19 protein-coding genes are annotated in these 15,605 nt (G+C 57.7%); 9 read left to right on the forward strand and 10 right to left on the reverse strand.

Annotated features, from left to right (window positions below; all coding sequences use genetic code 11):
• Positions 1–329 precede the first annotated feature (329 nt).
• Entirely contained in the window at positions 330–680 is a 351-nt protein-coding gene (locus HYG82_RS42865; RefSeq protein WP_235217918.1) for a hypothetical protein, read from the reverse strand.
• Between the two features lie 157 nt (positions 681–837).
• Complete coding sequence (locus HYG82_RS42870) at positions 838–1,044, reverse strand: hypothetical protein (RefSeq protein ID WP_235217919.1); 207 nt, start codon at positions 1,042–1,044, stop codon at positions 838–840.
• A gap of 380 nt (positions 1,045–1,424) precedes the next feature.
• On the opposite strand from HYG82_RS42870, the gene HYG82_RS42875 reads away from it, so the two are divergent.
• From HYG82_RS42875 to HYG82_RS42885, 3 genes are all read left to right on the forward strand, one after another.
• Entirely contained in the window at positions 1,425–1,871 is a 447-nt protein-coding gene (locus HYG82_RS42875; protein ID WP_235217920.1) for a DUF2267 domain-containing protein, read from the forward strand.
• 379 nt (positions 1,872–2,250) lie between these two features.
• On the forward strand, positions 2,251–2,472 hold the full coding sequence (locus HYG82_RS42880; protein ID WP_235217921.1) for a hypothetical protein: 222 nt from the start codon (positions 2,251–2,253) through the stop codon (positions 2,470–2,472).
• 111 nt (positions 2,473–2,583) lie between these two features.
• Entirely contained in the window at positions 2,584–3,006 is a 423-nt protein-coding gene (locus HYG82_RS42885; protein ID WP_235217922.1) for a CBS domain-containing protein, read from the forward strand.
• A 453-nt stretch (positions 3,007–3,459) separates the two neighbouring features.
• On the opposite strand, the gene HYG82_RS42890 is transcribed toward HYG82_RS42885, so the two are convergent.
• From HYG82_RS42890 to HYG82_RS42915, 6 genes are all read right to left on the reverse strand, one after another.
• On the reverse strand, positions 3,460–3,951 hold the full coding sequence (locus HYG82_RS42890; RefSeq protein ID WP_235217923.1) for a pyridoxamine 5'-phosphate oxidase family protein: 492 nt from the start codon (positions 3,949–3,951) through the stop codon (positions 3,460–3,462).
• A gap of 201 nt (positions 3,952–4,152) precedes the next feature.
• Positions 4,153–4,296 (reverse strand): DUF7557 family protein, encoded by a 144-nt coding sequence (locus HYG82_RS42895; RefSeq protein ID WP_235217924.1) that lies wholly within the window; start codon positions 4,294–4,296, stop codon positions 4,153–4,155.
• A gap of 31 nt (positions 4,297–4,327) precedes the next feature.
• On the reverse strand, positions 4,328–4,732 hold the full coding sequence (locus HYG82_RS42900; RefSeq protein ID WP_235217925.1) for a secondary thiamine-phosphate synthase enzyme YjbQ: 405 nt from the start codon (positions 4,730–4,732) through the stop codon (positions 4,328–4,330).
• A 265-nt stretch (positions 4,733–4,997) separates the two neighbouring features.
• Complete coding sequence (locus tag HYG82_RS42905; protein ID WP_235217926.1) at positions 4,998–5,612, reverse strand: plastocyanin/azurin family copper-binding protein; 615 nt, start codon at positions 5,610–5,612, stop codon at positions 4,998–5,000.
• A gap of 249 nt (positions 5,613–5,861) precedes the next feature.
• Entirely contained in the window at positions 5,862–7,067 is a 1,206-nt protein-coding gene (locus tag HYG82_RS42910) for an NAD(P)/FAD-dependent oxidoreductase (RefSeq protein WP_235217927.1), read from the reverse strand.
• A gap of 917 nt (positions 7,068–7,984) precedes the next feature.
• Positions 7,985–8,137 (reverse strand): hypothetical protein, encoded by a 153-nt coding sequence (locus tag HYG82_RS42915; RefSeq protein WP_235217928.1) that lies wholly within the window; start codon positions 8,135–8,137, stop codon positions 7,985–7,987.
• A 192-nt stretch (positions 8,138–8,329) separates the two neighbouring features.
• Between HYG82_RS42915 and gap the strand changes: the two genes are divergently transcribed.
• Genes gap through HYG82_RS42930 form a run of 3 tightly spaced genes read left to right on the forward strand, consistent with a single transcriptional unit; the run spans position 8,330 to position 10,904 of the window.
• Positions 8,330–9,403 (forward strand): type I glyceraldehyde-3-phosphate dehydrogenase, encoded by a 1,074-nt coding sequence (gene gap / locus HYG82_RS42920; RefSeq protein ID WP_235217929.1) that lies wholly within the window; start codon positions 8,330–8,332, stop codon positions 9,401–9,403.
• A 42-nt stretch (positions 9,404–9,445) separates the two neighbouring features.
• Positions 9,446–10,678: a phosphoglycerate kinase gene (locus tag HYG82_RS42925; RefSeq protein WP_235217930.1), complete on the forward strand. Its 1,233-nt coding sequence runs from the start codon at positions 9,446–9,448 to the stop codon at positions 10,676–10,678.
• A gap of 31 nt (positions 10,679–10,709) precedes the next feature.
• Positions 10,710–10,904 (forward strand): hypothetical protein, encoded by a 195-nt coding sequence (locus HYG82_RS42930; RefSeq protein WP_235217931.1) that lies wholly within the window; start codon positions 10,710–10,712, stop codon positions 10,902–10,904.
• A gap of 159 nt (positions 10,905–11,063) precedes the next feature.
• On the opposite strand, the gene HYG82_RS42935 is transcribed toward HYG82_RS42930, so the two are convergent.
• Positions 11,064–11,513, reverse strand: a complete 450-nt coding sequence (locus HYG82_RS42935) for an Hsp20/alpha crystallin family protein (RefSeq protein ID WP_235217932.1) — start codon at positions 11,511–11,513, stop codon at positions 11,064–11,066.
• A gap of 528 nt (positions 11,514–12,041) precedes the next feature.
• Here HYG82_RS42935 and HYG82_RS42940 point away from each other — a divergent pair.
• Entirely contained in the window at positions 12,042–12,827 is a 786-nt protein-coding gene (locus HYG82_RS42940; RefSeq protein ID WP_235217933.1) for a diphthine--ammonia ligase, read from the forward strand.
• 83 nt (positions 12,828–12,910) lie between these two features.
• Here HYG82_RS42940 and HYG82_RS42945 read toward each other — a convergent pair whose 3' ends face one another.
• Positions 12,911–13,324 carry a hypothetical protein gene (locus HYG82_RS42945; protein WP_235217934.1) on the reverse strand — a complete coding sequence of 138 codons (414 nt, stop codon included), beginning with the start codon at positions 13,322–13,324 and terminating at the stop codon, positions 12,911–12,913.
• A 205-nt stretch (positions 13,325–13,529) separates the two neighbouring features.
• Here HYG82_RS42945 and HYG82_RS42950 point away from each other — a divergent pair, with 205 nt between their 5' ends.
• Positions 13,530–14,282, forward strand: coding sequence for a sugar phosphate isomerase/epimerase family protein (locus tag HYG82_RS42950; protein WP_235217935.1), 753 nt, complete (start codon positions 13,530–13,532; stop codon positions 14,280–14,282).
• 399 nt (positions 14,283–14,681) lie between these two features.
• Positions 14,682–15,572: a universal stress protein gene (locus tag HYG82_RS42955; protein WP_235217936.1), complete on the forward strand. Its 891-nt coding sequence runs from the start codon at positions 14,682–14,684 to the stop codon at positions 15,570–15,572.
• Positions 15,573–15,605: the final 33 nt, after the last annotated feature.

Genomic DNA, 15,605 nt, shown 5'->3' on the forward strand with positions numbered 1-15,605 from the left:
AGGCTGCGGACTACGCCGTCTGCTCTCTTGACAGAGGCGTTCGGCAGCGTTTCGATTTCCAAATTTTTTATATCGAGATCGGGGCCCGAGACGATGTAAACGAGACGTCGAACTCGACAACGAGGAGGGAACGCTCGGTTCATCCGGGGTTTTCCGTGCCGCTGATGGATTCGATCGCAACCGGTATAGATTCCACAGACCTCGTCATCGAAATCCGACCGGAACACGTTTCGCTCGCAGAATCGCCGGGCTCGCATGCGGAACTGGAACGGCTTATCGAAACAGAAGTCGCCGTCACCGAGCCGATGGGAAATAGTACGATCATATATTTACCCGTTGGCGAAGTATCGGTGAGGGTCACCGCCGAAGAGAACGTCAGTGCTATACCCCGGCGAGCGTCTGGACATGCACATTCCATCGTCGAAGACGCACCTCTTCGACGCCGATTCCGGCCGATCCATCCAGCACAGCGACGAACCGATCGAATCGACTACCAACTCCATAAGCGGCAATCCTATCGAAACAGCCCGACTGGCGGCGACAGAATCGGTGGTCGACCCGTGGACGAACACGTATCCGTGGTCGCGGTCTCCGATGACGCCATCGTGTTCGGAGTCGGTATTCAACGCAAACGGACGAATCACCGATCGACAGTCCCACGTGTCTCCCAAGACCTCCATTCAAACAAGTACGTTTGACGACCTTTCCCGACGAATTTATTTTCATCAGTGACGGCGATGGACCACTTGCTTGTGAAACGATACGTCGTGCCGTCCCGTGATTCGTCACGTTTGACGTGAAACCGGTATTGTGCCAAAAGCGGATGTTTTCGGGGTATCAGTCGCTCTCGGCGAAGACGAGGGAAACGATGCCGTGTTCCTCGCGGAAATTCGGATTGATGAACGAGCTGCCGGTTACAGGCGTCTCACTGACGAGCGCGAAGTTTTCATAAACTCGGATCGAGAGCATGAAACGCGGGAACCGAACGAGATTACGGGCGACTGCAGGACGGCTGGCATTCTCTTGAACAGTCCATCTCCGCATCTATCTGCCCAAATGTAAATTTCTTTAATATTAGTCAGAATCGGTTATCGGGAGGCTGTCGTCATCGTTCACCACCGTGCCGTCGGGTACTGGCCGAACATCGGGTACGGCGAGTGGGGCGACCGTACCCCTGACAGAATAGCCCGCGGTACCCCACGGCTACGATCCGAATCACTCGTTCTTCAGCGTGTGGTTTCCGTTTCGCTATTGAAAGCGTGGACCCGCTGCGATATGGATCGCCTGAGGGCGACTTGATGAGAGTCGCATCGAATACTGTGTTACGGTTCGTCACGAGACAGGGTCTCAGTATTTCGAGAGAAAAAGTCGCTCCTTCGTGATAGAGGTTTTATGTCGATGATTATCGTCCGAAGAGTGAGAGCATGAACTTCGACGAATTCACAGGCCAGGTTCAGCACCGTCTCGAACTTCCGGGCACCGGGGAGACCGTGCGGGCAATTCGGGCGACGCTCATGACGCTCGGGCAGCGAATCCCGGCGGGCGCGACCGAGGATCTCGCTAGCTCCCTGCCGATGGAGATTCGCTGGTATATGACTGGGGCCGTCTCCGATCACGGCCAGCGGTTCGACTGGCACGAGTTCGTCTCCCGAGTCAGTGAAATCGAACAGGTCGATCAGTCCACGGCAGCCTATCACGCTCGCGTCATCATCGATCTCGTGAGCACACAAGTGGCGTCGTCGGATTTTCAACAACTACGCGATCAACTTCCGGAGAGCCAGGAAGACGAAAACTGGGGCAAACTATTCGAAGTCGTCGACGCTGGCGGATGGCAGGAGCACGAACAGTCACCGACTGAAGAGACGAAGTGAGAAGAAAGAATCCCCCGAGAGTATCAGCGAATCCGCTCCGCCGTCTACGAGAGCCGTACAGGACGGTCATCGGACGGACGTTCTCAGAACAGGTGGGGTGAGTACCGACGCGCGGTTTCGACGTCGTCGAACTGTCGATCGATCACGTCATCTCCGGGTGTTCTTCGTACCATCGCGTCGTCGTTCTTGGCGCGGGCAACGATTACCCGTGATGGATGGCCGAAGCCAGTGGAAGTACCGGCCTCCGTCTCACACTTCGTCGATGCTGTTCAAAGTTCCCCAGACCGAAGAGAGACCTATGAGACCGAATTACCCACCTGACACGACCGGCGCTGCTATCGGAACTGCCATCACGACGTCTTCTATGTTTCGAACGAGGATGGCAGCACGGTCGTTCGAATCGATCGCTCGGGACGACGGTCGGACCCCTCACGACGAAGTCGACGCGGAAAACGGACTCAGACTGATACACTACGAGCCGCTTGCCGATCAGATACAAGACGTACCCATCGTACTCGTTTCCCCCTTTATCAACAAACCGTATATCCTCGATCTCCATCCGGATCGAAGCGTCGTTCGTGTCCACCTCGAGGCAGGGTAGATACGATCAGTTGAATCGACGAGCGGCATCTGGTCATACAATTTGACTCTCACCGAGACGGCCCTCTACTAATTATGGTGCTGGTTGTAGAAAAGACAACGGAGGGAACAAATGCCCATTGAAAACCTCGCACGAAGCGACGTCGTTACAGCTTCGACAGACGATGCAATCCACGAACTCGCAGCAACCATGCAGGAGGAGGATGTCGGGAGCATCGTCATCACCGATGGTGATGCACCGGCCGGCATCGTCACTGACCGCGACCTGACGATGCACGTACTCGCTGAGGGAACCGACCCTGACGAAGTCGTTGCCGAAGACGTGATGTCGGAGGAGCTGCAGACGGTCGATCACGACGCTGGCTTTTCTGAAGCCGCCGGTCTGATGAGTGAACACGGCGTCCGACGACTTCCCGTTATGGATGCCGAAAGCAACCTGGCCGGTATCATCACGGTCGACGATTTAAACGAGTTACTCGCCGACGAACAGCAGGAACTAGCGGAAGTCATTCGGGCCCAACGACCTCCGTACTGATCGAAGGTCCTGTCCGAAAACCGACTCACCGTCATTCAATCCGGGCCTGCGAATGGCCAGGACTCTCGCTTTTGGGACGTGCCACCCCGTCCCAGGTGATTGTTCGCCGAATTTACGTGCCGATCTCCGAGGCCACACCCACCGGCTTCGCCCCTGGAAACCAGTCGACCACTCACCCGGCAGCACTGACGGCGTTCGGCCGTACCAGCCAAATATCCAACTAGATGTGCCAATCGAGTACCCTGCTACGTTAGTCCGATCAGTTATGCTAATCAGTTATGCCGATCAGCACAGTAACCGTTACGCACTCGAAAGATCCGACCGCTGTCGGCTGAACGCCGCAGGGTCGTGACGACTGCTCGACGAAGGAGACCGTCGTAGTATACGGGGTGTCGTATCCAGCAAACGTTCAACTGGGCCTGGGTGAGGCGTACCGGTCACCGCCTCGCATCGTCACTCCGACCGGTCATCGGTTGAATCCGTTTCGAACTCGGGCGGAAGTCCCATTTGTCTGATTCCGACCTGGTCTTCGATCCGGAACTGGTAGAGTTTGACGTTCTCCGACGAGCTCGCCTGTTCGAACACGTCTGGTCGCCACCGCATCTCTATGGCGTCCTCGACGGCATCCCGTTCGCTCTCGGGAACGTTCTCGATCGGACCCGTAAGAAGAACGCTCGTCCAGTTGAACGGCGTATCCTGTCGGTACACGAGGAATCGAGCGGTATCCGCTCGGTCACTTAGTTCTTCTTTCCGGTTCTCGGTACTCCGAACGTACACAAAGTAAACTCGTGACTCTCCATCGTACCAAAAGGACAGCGGGCGCATACTCGGGGCACCTTCGGCCGGGAGCCCCAGGACTCCGACACTCTGACTGGACAGAAACCCGTGGATCTGGTCGTCATCCATCCGATCTATACCGTAGTCACTGAGTTTATCGACCGGCATCATCACCCAAGAGAACGGGGTCCACCTAAAGTGTTTGTCAATTGCCACACAATGTGGAACGTGCAGCACTGCTTCAGATTCTTCTGACAGACGGGGCGCGTCGGAGCGCTATCTGAAATATCTGCCTACCCCAACTGGGAGGTTCTCATTCCACGTCCGACATCGGGCGATGAGTGGCCCGTCGGTTACCGTCAGGAGGTGTTATGCACCTTCCTGGAGGAACCTCCCTTCCTGTTCGTATATCGTGACCAGTTCCTCGACGAACTCTTCGATGGTCTCGTCGTCCTCGAGGTGGGCTTCCATTCGTTTCGCGAGGTCGTCATCGAGCTCTATCGTTCGGCCCATGAGAGACCATACCACTCGCAAGCGGCATAAATTACTCCCCTACGCAGCCCTCGACCACGGTAACTTGGAGCCGACGAGTTCTGGGACCATCACAATCGACGAACAGAATCGACTGCCACGTCCCGAGTGCGAGTTCTCCGCTACGGACCGGAATCGTGACGCTCTCACCGAGAAGCGTTGCGCGCAAATGAGCGTCCGCATTATCGTCGATTGAATCGTGTCCGTACCCCTCGTCTCGAGGAACGAGTCGCTCGAGGGCGTTCTTGATGTCCGAACAAAGCCGTTCCTCGCGTTCGTTGACGATCACCCCGGCCGTTGTATGCGGGACGTACACGGTGCAGATACCGCGTTGCATCTCGCCGGCAACGATGTCCGCGACGTCCGACGTAACGTCGACGATGTCGACTCGGTCGTTGGACCGTACTTCGATAGCCATGTGAGCGGGTACGTGCGAATCACTAAAGATCCTATCCACCGTCACGGCCGCACACCAGCGGAAAGCTTCGTGGTGGACAGCAGTCTCAGTCGTGATCATCGCTACCCGCCATCCGCCGAAAGGTTCACCGGGTGAGAGTCGGATACTGGATATCGGGGGAGTTGGGCCCATCGGCTGTTGGTCCCAGAACCGGCGGATACCAGTAGCGGTACATCACTCGGCTGAATTCCCGGCGAAAGGGAGCACGCGAGTCAGTCAGCGACCATTAATGGCCGTTTTCGTGACTATGCCCGCCGTCGCCATCGTTTCGAACCATTTCGTTCAGTTCGTGAATCTTCTCCTGTGCTGTGTCAGACAGTTCGGATTGTGGTTCGGCCATGCCCGGATGGGAACCGAGGTCGGGATCGCCGACGACGACGCTTCCGATCATCCCCGAACGTTCGTGCGGACTGCAGTAATAGTCGTAGATACCTTCGGTTTCGAACGTGTGTTCGAAGGTCGTTTCCTGTTCAGATATCGTTCCGCTGTCCCAGGCCTCGGCATCGTCGGGAATCCGCTGGGGCCTATCGTTCGCGGACGCGTACGCGGTCGTCGTGTGACTTCCGCTCTCGAGGGTCCACGTAACCGACTCCCCGGGTTCGATTCGGACGACGTGGGGATCAAAATGGGTGCCCGAATCGTTCGTCAGCATCGTGACGTTGGCACCACCGGACGCGCCATCAGTTTCGTCAGTATCGCTTTCGTTTCCAGACTGATTGCCGTCCTCGTCCTCCTGGCCGTCATTTCCATCGGTTGGGGTGTCAGAATCCCCATCACTGCTGTCATCGTCCGCTGGGTCGTCGCTGCCGCCCAGACAACCAGCAAGACCGGCTACGGTCACACCGCCAACTATACCAAGTATACTCCGTCGAGATCGATCATTCATTTTGATCGGCAACATAGCGGTGTGGCCAGTATGACTTCCTTATTCGGAGTATAAGACGATATCCGTATTTCCACCGGTGACCACACGGTTGTGTAGCGGCCTCTCCGCCGGGAATACGTTCGCCCGTGTCGATAATAGTCATCATTGTTTAACACTTCGATGCCGAAAGGGGGCACTCGAACTGTTGGACTGTCGTCGGTCACGTCACGGTCCGTTCTCTGTGCTGTATTCCCACGAATCGGTATAGGATTCGTACAGTCGCCGAATCATCCCGATTTCAGAGACGAGTTTGACCGCGGTCATCGGCCGACTCGTGACGCGGCGAATGACGACCGCAGGTCGACGGGTTATATTGTCGATAGTCAGCCCGTCGAGCGTCTCTGCAACCGCGGCCAACAGTTCGGGATTCTCGTGTTCGACCCACACACCGCGCATCAGATGAGCCAGTCTGTATTCCGATTGCATCAGTTCGTACAGTGCTCGCGGATACAGAGACTCGTTCCCGTCCGCGATTAGGTCGGTGAGGAGATATGCCGATCTGATCCCCTGACAGATGCCTTCCCCCTGATATCGATTGGCAATCCCGGCCGCGTCACCGACGAGAAAGACGTTCTGTTCGGGGTAATACGCAGTTTCGGGGTCGAGGCTCGGTCCTTTCGGGATGGTGGCGATGTTTACTCGCTCTCGCTCCGGTATCGGAACCACGTTCCGCTCGGCCGCGGATTCGAAAGCGGCAAAATAATCATCCGGTCGCCTGTTACCCGCCCACCCAATCCCGACGTTCGCATGGCGATCTGACTTCGGGAACGACCACGAGTAGCCGACGTATCCCTCGAAAAAGATCCGCGGCTGGTTCACGTACGACGAGAAGTCGCCTTCGACTGTTGCGTTGAGAGCAACCATGTCACCCGTGTATTCCCGCGTTTTCCCCTTCGATTTGAGAGTCAGAGAGGGTTGTCCCGATGCATCGACGACGTAGTCGTGTAACGCGACGATGTCCTCGTACTCATCCGGAGAAATGGATCGACCGGTACGGAATTCGACGCCCTGCGATGCAAGCCATTCCGCCCATCGACGTTCGACGACGTCTCGTTCACAGATGTATCCAGAATCGCATCGCAGATTCGATGTCGTCAATGGGTTCGTCTCAGGAGGGCGATCAGTATCGGCGTAGACGCGGAGTTGGAACCCGTCTATATCGTTGACAAATCCGTTCTCAGGCGTCTTCTCGAGCGGTATCAGCGCCGCGTTATTTATCGCCTCGCCACAATCGACCCGCTTCTCCTCGTATCCTTGACGCTCGTAGACTATCACTCGGGAGATCGACGGTACGTCGTTTAATCCCGTCGCCGCAGCGAGACCGGAAACGGAACCGCCGATAACTGCTGCTGTAGACTGACTCCCTGTCATCGGTTCGTTTTCCCTCATCGGTACAAAGCATCCCAACAGTAATAGAGATACCAGATACCGACTTCGACCGTATCACCCGGTTCTCCAACTCGACACGGTAGTTCGGTGGACCGAAATCGCCAGCGGCTAACCAGTGTTCTCTCACGGGGCTCGAGCGAACCGATATCACAGTTGTACGGAAAAACTAAATAGATCGGTACCGCTCACTCCCTCACCGTCAACACCAGTCGGCCCTGAGAGAAGTTTCACGCCATTTCGTCGCCGTCTGACGGAGTCTGACACGGTATGACGGAAAGATCACATGTCACCAGCGATCCTTGCAGAAGGTAATCCGGTTGCTTCATCCCCGTTTTAAAAGAGTCAGAGTCTCTATAGACCGTTACAGTGACATAACAGCTTTCGCGACCGCGCGAACCGGGCTCGCCTCGAGTAACTGATAGAGACGTCGATTTGACGATCGGAGAGGGTATCCACGCGATCTTGTCGACAGACGCCGCCGACGGTGTATGACGTCCTCATCAGGTCTCGATGCCACGATGTCTTCGTCGTCCACAGCTCTTCACGAACGCTCCGCAACCGCGACCGCACTCGACATCCAACCGAATTCGACGAACGCGACACAGCGGCGACTGCTACTCTCCTCGAGACGGAGCGATAGTGATTCCAGATCCCTTCGATACTCCCAATCGGGTACGGCTTCCGGCTACTGAACGCGATCGAGACGGACAGCCTCGTCGATCACCACGCTCATCGTACCGGTTCGTGGCGCCCGTACCGTCCCTGAGGAACCCGACGAAACGGTGGAGATCCCCCCGAAACTCGCCTAAGAGAAGCGGCGAAGAGTCCACGGAAACTCGCCCAGGAGTGGACGTTCGATACGGGAAGTGACTGTCCGGTGCGGGCGGAACAGTAGCGTCTCACGATCGGACCCACGTCGGCCGGCCAGCGCTCGAATACCGAGCCACCGTCATTGCGCTCACCGAACGGGTCCAGGCGACGCCACAATCACCAGCCGCGAAGCAATCGACCGTATGGGGAGAGGCATCGGACGACGACTCCTCTGTGCTCATATCGGCTACTCGATCGAACCGAGGCGAGCGCATACCTATCGTCTCCAGCTGAGGCAAGCCCAATTTCTAGTAATCAATATTCGTACACGTATATCGTTTTCAGTCTGAGCCGCCATGCTATACGGCCGATATCTACTGTTTTCTAACCGTTCCGGCACAACGGGTTTAACGACGAACGGAGACACGTCATACATGGGGACCCATTCACACAGCAATGTCACAGGATCGGGCGAAACGCTCCGAATCGGGCTCAACGGATTCGGGCGGATCGGTCGGACAGTCTTACGTGCGTCGCTGTCCGACGACGACATCCAAATCGTCGCCGTCAACGACGTTATGGACGACGACGATATGGAGTATCTACTCCGATACGACTCGGTTCACGGACGGCTCGACGACGTTACCCGTCGGGGAGACACCCTCTTCGTCGGCTCTCGAGAGATCCGATTGCTTTCCGAGCACGACCCGTCGAGACTTCCGTGGGACGACCTCGAAGTCGACATCGTCTTCGAGGCGACCGGCCTGTTCCAGACGTACGACGAGGCAGCCCAGCATCTGGAAGCCGGTGCCGATACGGTCATCATCTCGGCCCCGCCGAAAGGCGAGACGGAAATACCGATGTTCGTCTACGGAGTCAATCACGAGGAGTACGACGGCGCAGACGTCATCTCGAACGCTTCCTGTACGACGAACTCCGTCGCGCCGGTCGTAAAGGTACTCGACGAGGCGTTCGGCATCGACTCCGGCCTGCTCATGACCGTTCACGCCTATACCGGGAGCCAGGGTTTGGTCGACGGCCCGCTCGACAAACGCCGCCGTGGCCGCGCGGCCGCCGAAAACATCGTTCCAACGACGACCGGTGCTGCGATAGCCGCCACCGAAGTCGTACCCGAACTCGAGGGCAAACTCGACGGAATGGCGATGCGCGTCCCGGTTCCAGACGGATCGATTACCGACCTCACCATCAATCTCGAAACCGACGTCACGAAAGACGAGCTGGCTGATGCCATTCGCAACGCCGCCGACGGCGAACTCGCGGGTGTTCTCGGGTATACGGACGAAGAGATCGTCTCACGGGACGTCATCGGACTACCCTTCCCCTCGTACGTCGACCTCGAATCCGTGATGGTCGTCGCCGACGACCTCGTGAAGGTCCTGACGTGGTACGACAACGAGTACGGCTTCTCGGTGCAGATGATGAAACTCGCGAAGTACGTCGCAACCCGAAGCGAAACTATCGATACCGGAGAAGCGATCGCGCACTGACGACGTCCGTGGACGACGGCGGCTCCCTCGCATCTCCATCCCATGACCACGTTTCGAACTATCGACGACCTCGACTCGAATCAGCGGCTACTGGCACGTATCGACGTCAACGCGCCCGTCGAGGACGGAATCGTACAGGCCAATCGTCGGTTCGCCCGCCACGCCAAGACGATCCTGGAACTGCTTGACGACGATCACGCGATCGCTCTCCTCGCCCATCAGGGGAGACCGGGCCGTAACACGTTCGTCTCTCTCGAGCAACACGCCGGAATCCTCGGCGATTACGTCGATCAGACTGTCGATTTCGTCGCCGACACCTACGGAACGGACGCTCTCGTGGCGATCGAGGAGCTCGAATCGGATGACGTACTCCTTCTCGAGAACGTGCGTATGTGCGACGGCGAACTGCCCGAGGAAGAGCCGTCGGTCAAAGCAGAAACCGAGTTCGTTCGGACGCTCGCACCGATGTTCGACGCGTACGTCGGCGACGCATACTCGACCGCCCACCGCTCTCACGCCTCGATCGTCGGTTTCCCGCACGTTATGGATGCCTATGCGGGTCGCGTGATGGAACACGAATACTCGGCAAACTCCGCCATCCGGGAACGATCATTCGACGGCACTGTGACGATGATCCTCGGCGGCAGGAAAGCCGAAGACGCTATCCCGATCATCGAACGGGTCGCCGACACCGTCGACCAGTTCTGTCTCGGTGGCATCGTCGGGGAACTCTTCTTGCGGGCCAGCGGCTCCGACGTCGGATACGACGTCGAGGGAACGACGCTCTTCGATCATCAGTGGGAAGACCACCACGAGACGATCGAACGCGTGCTCGCGGCGTACGGTCACCGTCTGTTCCTTCCGATCGACCTCGCCTTCGAGGACGAAAACGGAACGCGCACGGAAACGCCCGTCGAAGGCATCACGAAGAAAACATCCTTTCTCGACATCGGCTCCGAAACGGCCGAACGCTACGCCGATCTCGTCTCCGACTCCGCTGCAGTCTTCGTCAAAGGAGCACTCGGCGTCTTCGAGGACGAACGATTCGCCGACGGTACCGTCGATGTTCTCTCAGCTATCGCCGACACGGACTGCTTCTCGGTCGTCGGTGGTGGAGACACCTCTCGTTCGATCGAACTGTACGAACTAGACGAGAACGACTTCTCCCGAGTCTCGATCGCTGGCGGGGCATACACACGCGCGCTTACTGGAGACCCACTCATCGGTATCGAGGTACTCGATCCAAATCGGAACGGGGAGGTGACGAATCACTAACGTCGGGACGTCGGGGGGATCAAATCAGCGGATGCGGAGCGACGTTGTTCCGCGCGAGGATGTCCACAAGCCGTTTTGGACGACGGATCGGCTCAAAAACGGTGACGCCAACGGGAACGAGGAACGGACGAAAATCGCCTACCGGACGGCCCCACCATCGGTGCTTGCGACCCGAAAGGCCGCGAAAATAGCGAGCGTGCTGGGTTCGGACCATGTCGATCGATGAACCGGGGTGAGTCTGTGCGGCACACAACTGGATCAGAGCCGGGGTGATTCGCATGCGGGGGTTCTCGAACCAGCCCCCAGTACGGTCCCACAGACGACAATCGGACCGTCCCGATGCTCCATCACGAATTACGACTTCGACACAGGGAGGATGAAATGGCTATTCGACCTCGATCCTGTGGCTGCCGATATCACTCGGCTGTCTTTTCGGGAGCGTAAGCGTGAGCACACCGTTGTTGTACGCCGCACTCACGTTCTCCTCGTCGACTGGTTCCGGAAGTCGAACGGAGCGACTGATCGACCTGTGCGCGCGTTCGCTTTTGATGTACAGTTCCTCCTGTTCTTCGGTCGTCTCGTCGCGTTCTGCCGTGACGTGTAGCGTGTTATTCGAGAGACGAACGTCGATGTCGTCGCTTTCGAAGCCCGGAACGTCCGCTGTAAGCACGAATTCGTCCCCATGATCGACCAGATCTATCCCCATCGTTGTCATTTCCGACTCGGAGAGCCCGAATCGCTCACGGTCCCACATTCTCGTAATGTTCTCGAACTGTTGCTGTAACCGGTGGAGTTGCTTTTCAAACCCGTCGAACGGGTCACTTTCATCAGTCATAACACTTCTCACGGGCGCTCTAGTGCCCATTGAGTGGGCCATTCGTGGTGGGTTAAAACTTCCCCGTGAAGGAGAGCTACCCGTCTTCAATCCAGGGAACGCCGACGACCTCTCGCCAGTACTGAACCGCCTCGGATCATGTCGGTCAAACGGCCTTCGTCCCGTTGTCATCGCGGAAGATCGAAAACTTGCCGAACGACTCCGAGGCACTCGGCCTGCCCTGCCTGTAGATCACCATACAGTCGACTCGTGTAGCCGATCGACCCCGGTTTGCATTCAGAATTTGGTCCAGTTGGACGAAACAGCCGATTTTCTGACTCGGTGATATTAATATGGTGTTTCCAGATTCGTTCAGCCATTTTACAGGGGAGGGATAGAACGAATAATGGGGATAGTACATTTCCAATGACCGAGTTCAGCTTCGTGTCGGTGCGATGGGTATACTTCCGTTCACGAACTCTTTTCAGCGACGGGTAGGATTCCATCACCGAACCACAGGAATTTAGCCCACGATGGAATACGGGCCGTATGTCCGAACATGACGGCGGATGGGTCGCGCTCTTCTCCGGGGGGAAAGAGTCCTCGTGGGCACTCTGCACGGCCCAGGACGCTGGTCGTGAGGTTCACAGACTGATTATCGTCCATCCCCTGGCGGGCTCACACGTCTACCACGCGCCCGCAATGTCGGTGATCCGGTTGGCTGCGAAGAGCACCGGAATCCCCATCGTCGACGTCACGATCCCTCCCGTCGACGTCGAGCCACCGGATATTGGCAGACGCAGTGACCAGCGCTCGAAAACGCGAGACGGCGACGCGATCGAAACCCTCGAGTCCGGTCTTCGAACGCTGGATTCGGAACTCGACGGTGGCTTGAGGGGGGTCATCGCGGGAATCGTCGAGAGCGACTACCGGGCCGATCGACTCCGGTCGATGTGCGACCGCATCGGGTGTGACTTCGTCGCGCCGCTGTGGCATGCGGACCCGCACAGGCTTCTCGAGACGATGATCGATAGCGGGTTGGAGATCGTTTTCGCCGAGGTAGCGGCACCAGGGTTCGACGAATCATGGCTCGGCCGGCGACTGGATAGGACTGCATTGGATGATCTGGAATCACTCCACCAGGAGTACGGTGTCCACCTCCTGGGAGAAGGAGGAGAGTTCGAAACGATCGTTACCGACGGTCCACATATGTCACAACCCATCGCCCTCGAGTTCGAGCGGGAGTGGGACGGCGCCTGGGGCCGATTGCGAATTACCGACACCCGATTCGAAGCACCGACATCGGGTGAAGACCACCGCGACACGACGACGTAGCCTGTGTCACGAAGGAAGAGCGATACGAGACGATGGGGCCTGCGCTGAAACCACGGTGACCGTTCGGCTCACGGATCGGTCCGTTATTTGTCACTTTCCTCGTAAACGAAAACCAGATTCCACAGATTGAACCCGTCACCGTACGTCTGTTCGATTCTGCGATCGTACAGCGGGAAGAGGTCCGTGTTCGGTTCAGCGAACGCAGGTTCGACGGTCCACTCGAGAAACCATTCGTGACCGTGAAACCGGAGCTGATCGCCGATCGACTCGAACACGCTTCGTAGCATCTCACGGACAGCCCCGGATTCACATCCGTATGCGGACTCGCCGGGAGTTGCTGCGAAGGTTGCGGTGATGGGAATCACACCGTCACGAAAGGCGTCGTTTCGTGAGAGATAAACCCCTGATGCACCCGCCTCTCGTAGATGGACGACGAGTTCGTCGGGCGTCGGAACGAGTCGTGCTTCCGTCGGTCGGTATCCGAATTCCCGGGCCATGACAGGAGTTTCTCTGCGGAGGGAGAAGAATTATTCTGTGACCGTTCTTTCTCCGTTTCCGCGACGAATACGTGCCATCGAAGCACAAGGCCCGTATCCTGTAAATATTCGTCGTCAGTCGGTGTACTGTAAGGTAGACGCTCCTTACGGCAGTATCGATACCAGTCTCCAGCGCCATTAAGTCGGTAGCAATAGATATGTCAGTATGGACGTCGGCCTCACTGTCGGTGACTCACTCGAGCGAACAGACCGAACGATCGAGGGATTCGAATTCGCGGAGTTGTCGATCGGTGATAGTGTCGATACCGACGACATCGACGTGAACCGTCTCGAAGCGATACTCGCCGATGCGCACGCGGATCTCTGCGTCCACCTGCCGTTCAAACAGGTTCTCGTGACACCGGTTCCCGAAATCAACGACGCGATCGTCGAATATCTCACGAGACTGCTCGAGTGGGCAGGATCAGTCGGTGCACAAAAAGCGGTCCTTCACGGAACCGCCAGAGATCCACACGATACGGATCTCCGGCCTCTCTTCGCCGATCAGTTGACGAGGATCGCGACGGCTGCTGACGATGCCGGCGTCGAACTCGTCGTCGAGAACGTCGGTCATCAGAAACGAGGGGTCCCGCTGACGGTGCTCGGTGACCTCGCACGCGAAACGGAAACGGCCGTATGCTTCGACGTCGGCCACGCGTTTATGGAAGACGGAGACGACGGCGTCGAACGATTCTGTTCGCGGTACGGCGACCTCGTCTCGCACCTCCACGTCCACGACGTTCGAAGCCGTGGCGACACCCATCTCCCGATCGGCGCTGGCGAGGTAGATTACGACATCGTCTCCGAGCACCTCGCGGGATTCGACGGGACCGTCGCAGTTGAAGTGTTTACCGACGACGTCGCGTTGTTGCGAGACACCGCCCGACGGACGAAATCCGCACTCGATCTCGACTCGTAATCGCACGACGGTATCGTGACTCGGCTGATCTGTGGATAACGACCCGAACGATGCTAGATCCCGTGTAGCGACCGAGGTCCCGTGCAGCGAACCATCAGTAGAACCTGATTCGCTCGACGGCAGCGCGGGTACCGAAGCACCACACTCACGCTACCGAGTTGATTCGGACGGTGCGTTCGTGCATCCCCATTTCACCCCGTTCCAACTCCGTATGGCCTCGAGAACACTCGAAAGCATCGTCGATATCGGAACGCGACTCGGGAGTCGCAACCTCGAATTGCCGAGACGGCGCCAATCGAAGACGAGTGGTAGGGTGAGGACACCCCGATTTTATTCGATTGGGCGTCGTCGATGGCACCATCTCGCATCGCAAACGGACGATGCGATCACCCAGTACCCATGACCACAACCGTTCTCGTACCGGTCGATAGGTCGTCACAATCGATCGCCGGTCTCGTGTATGCGCTCGTATCGTTTCCGGATGCGACCGTCACTGCACTGCACGTTCTCGATAGCCAATACGACGCGTACGCAGAGGTCGGGTCCCCCGAATCGCACGACGAACAGGTCCAGCGGGCGGGGGAACGGATCCTCGACCGGGCAGCTGAGGTCGCTACAGACCACGGACGGTCGATCGAGACGGTACTCGAGTCGGGAATCCCACACCGGACTATCGTCGAGTATACCGTCGAACACGACATTAATCACGTCGTGATGGGGAGCCATGGGGAGTCGCCGATCGTGCGACCGTTCCTCGGACACGTAAGTGAGGCTGTCGTTCGGCGGACACCCGTTTCCACGACGATCGTTCCGGAGTCACGAACGGAACTTCAAAAGAGGGATCTACCCGGTCGGGTCTTGGTTCCGGTCGACGGCTCCGAGCAGTCACTCGCCGCACTCGAGTACGCCACCAGCCGGTTTTCCGATGCGCGGATAACGATCTTCCACGCGGTGGCGCTCCCGTTCGAGTACGAGAGAGACACCGTCGACGGAACCTATCTCGACCAGGTTGTCGACAATCTGTCCAGCCGAGGTGATGCGATTCTCGATGCAGCCGAGCAATCGGTCGACGATGATGACGTCGTCGTCGAGACGAATCTCGAATTCGGTGACCCCTCACGCTGCATCGTCGACTACGCCGGAGACAACGAATTCGATCAGATAATCATGGGTAGCCACGGCCGATCACTCCCAACCCGAATCATCACCGGAAGCGTCGCCGAGACCGTATCACGCCGATCCACGATACCCACGACACTGGTACGGGGACGAGCAAACGGATCGTCCTAACACGATGACGAGACGATCAGTGGATAGCGAGGC

This window comes from Natrinema halophilum (assembly GCF_013402815.2).
Classification (GTDB): domain Archaea; phylum Halobacteriota; class Halobacteria; order Halobacteriales; family Natrialbaceae; genus Natrinema; species Natrinema halophilum.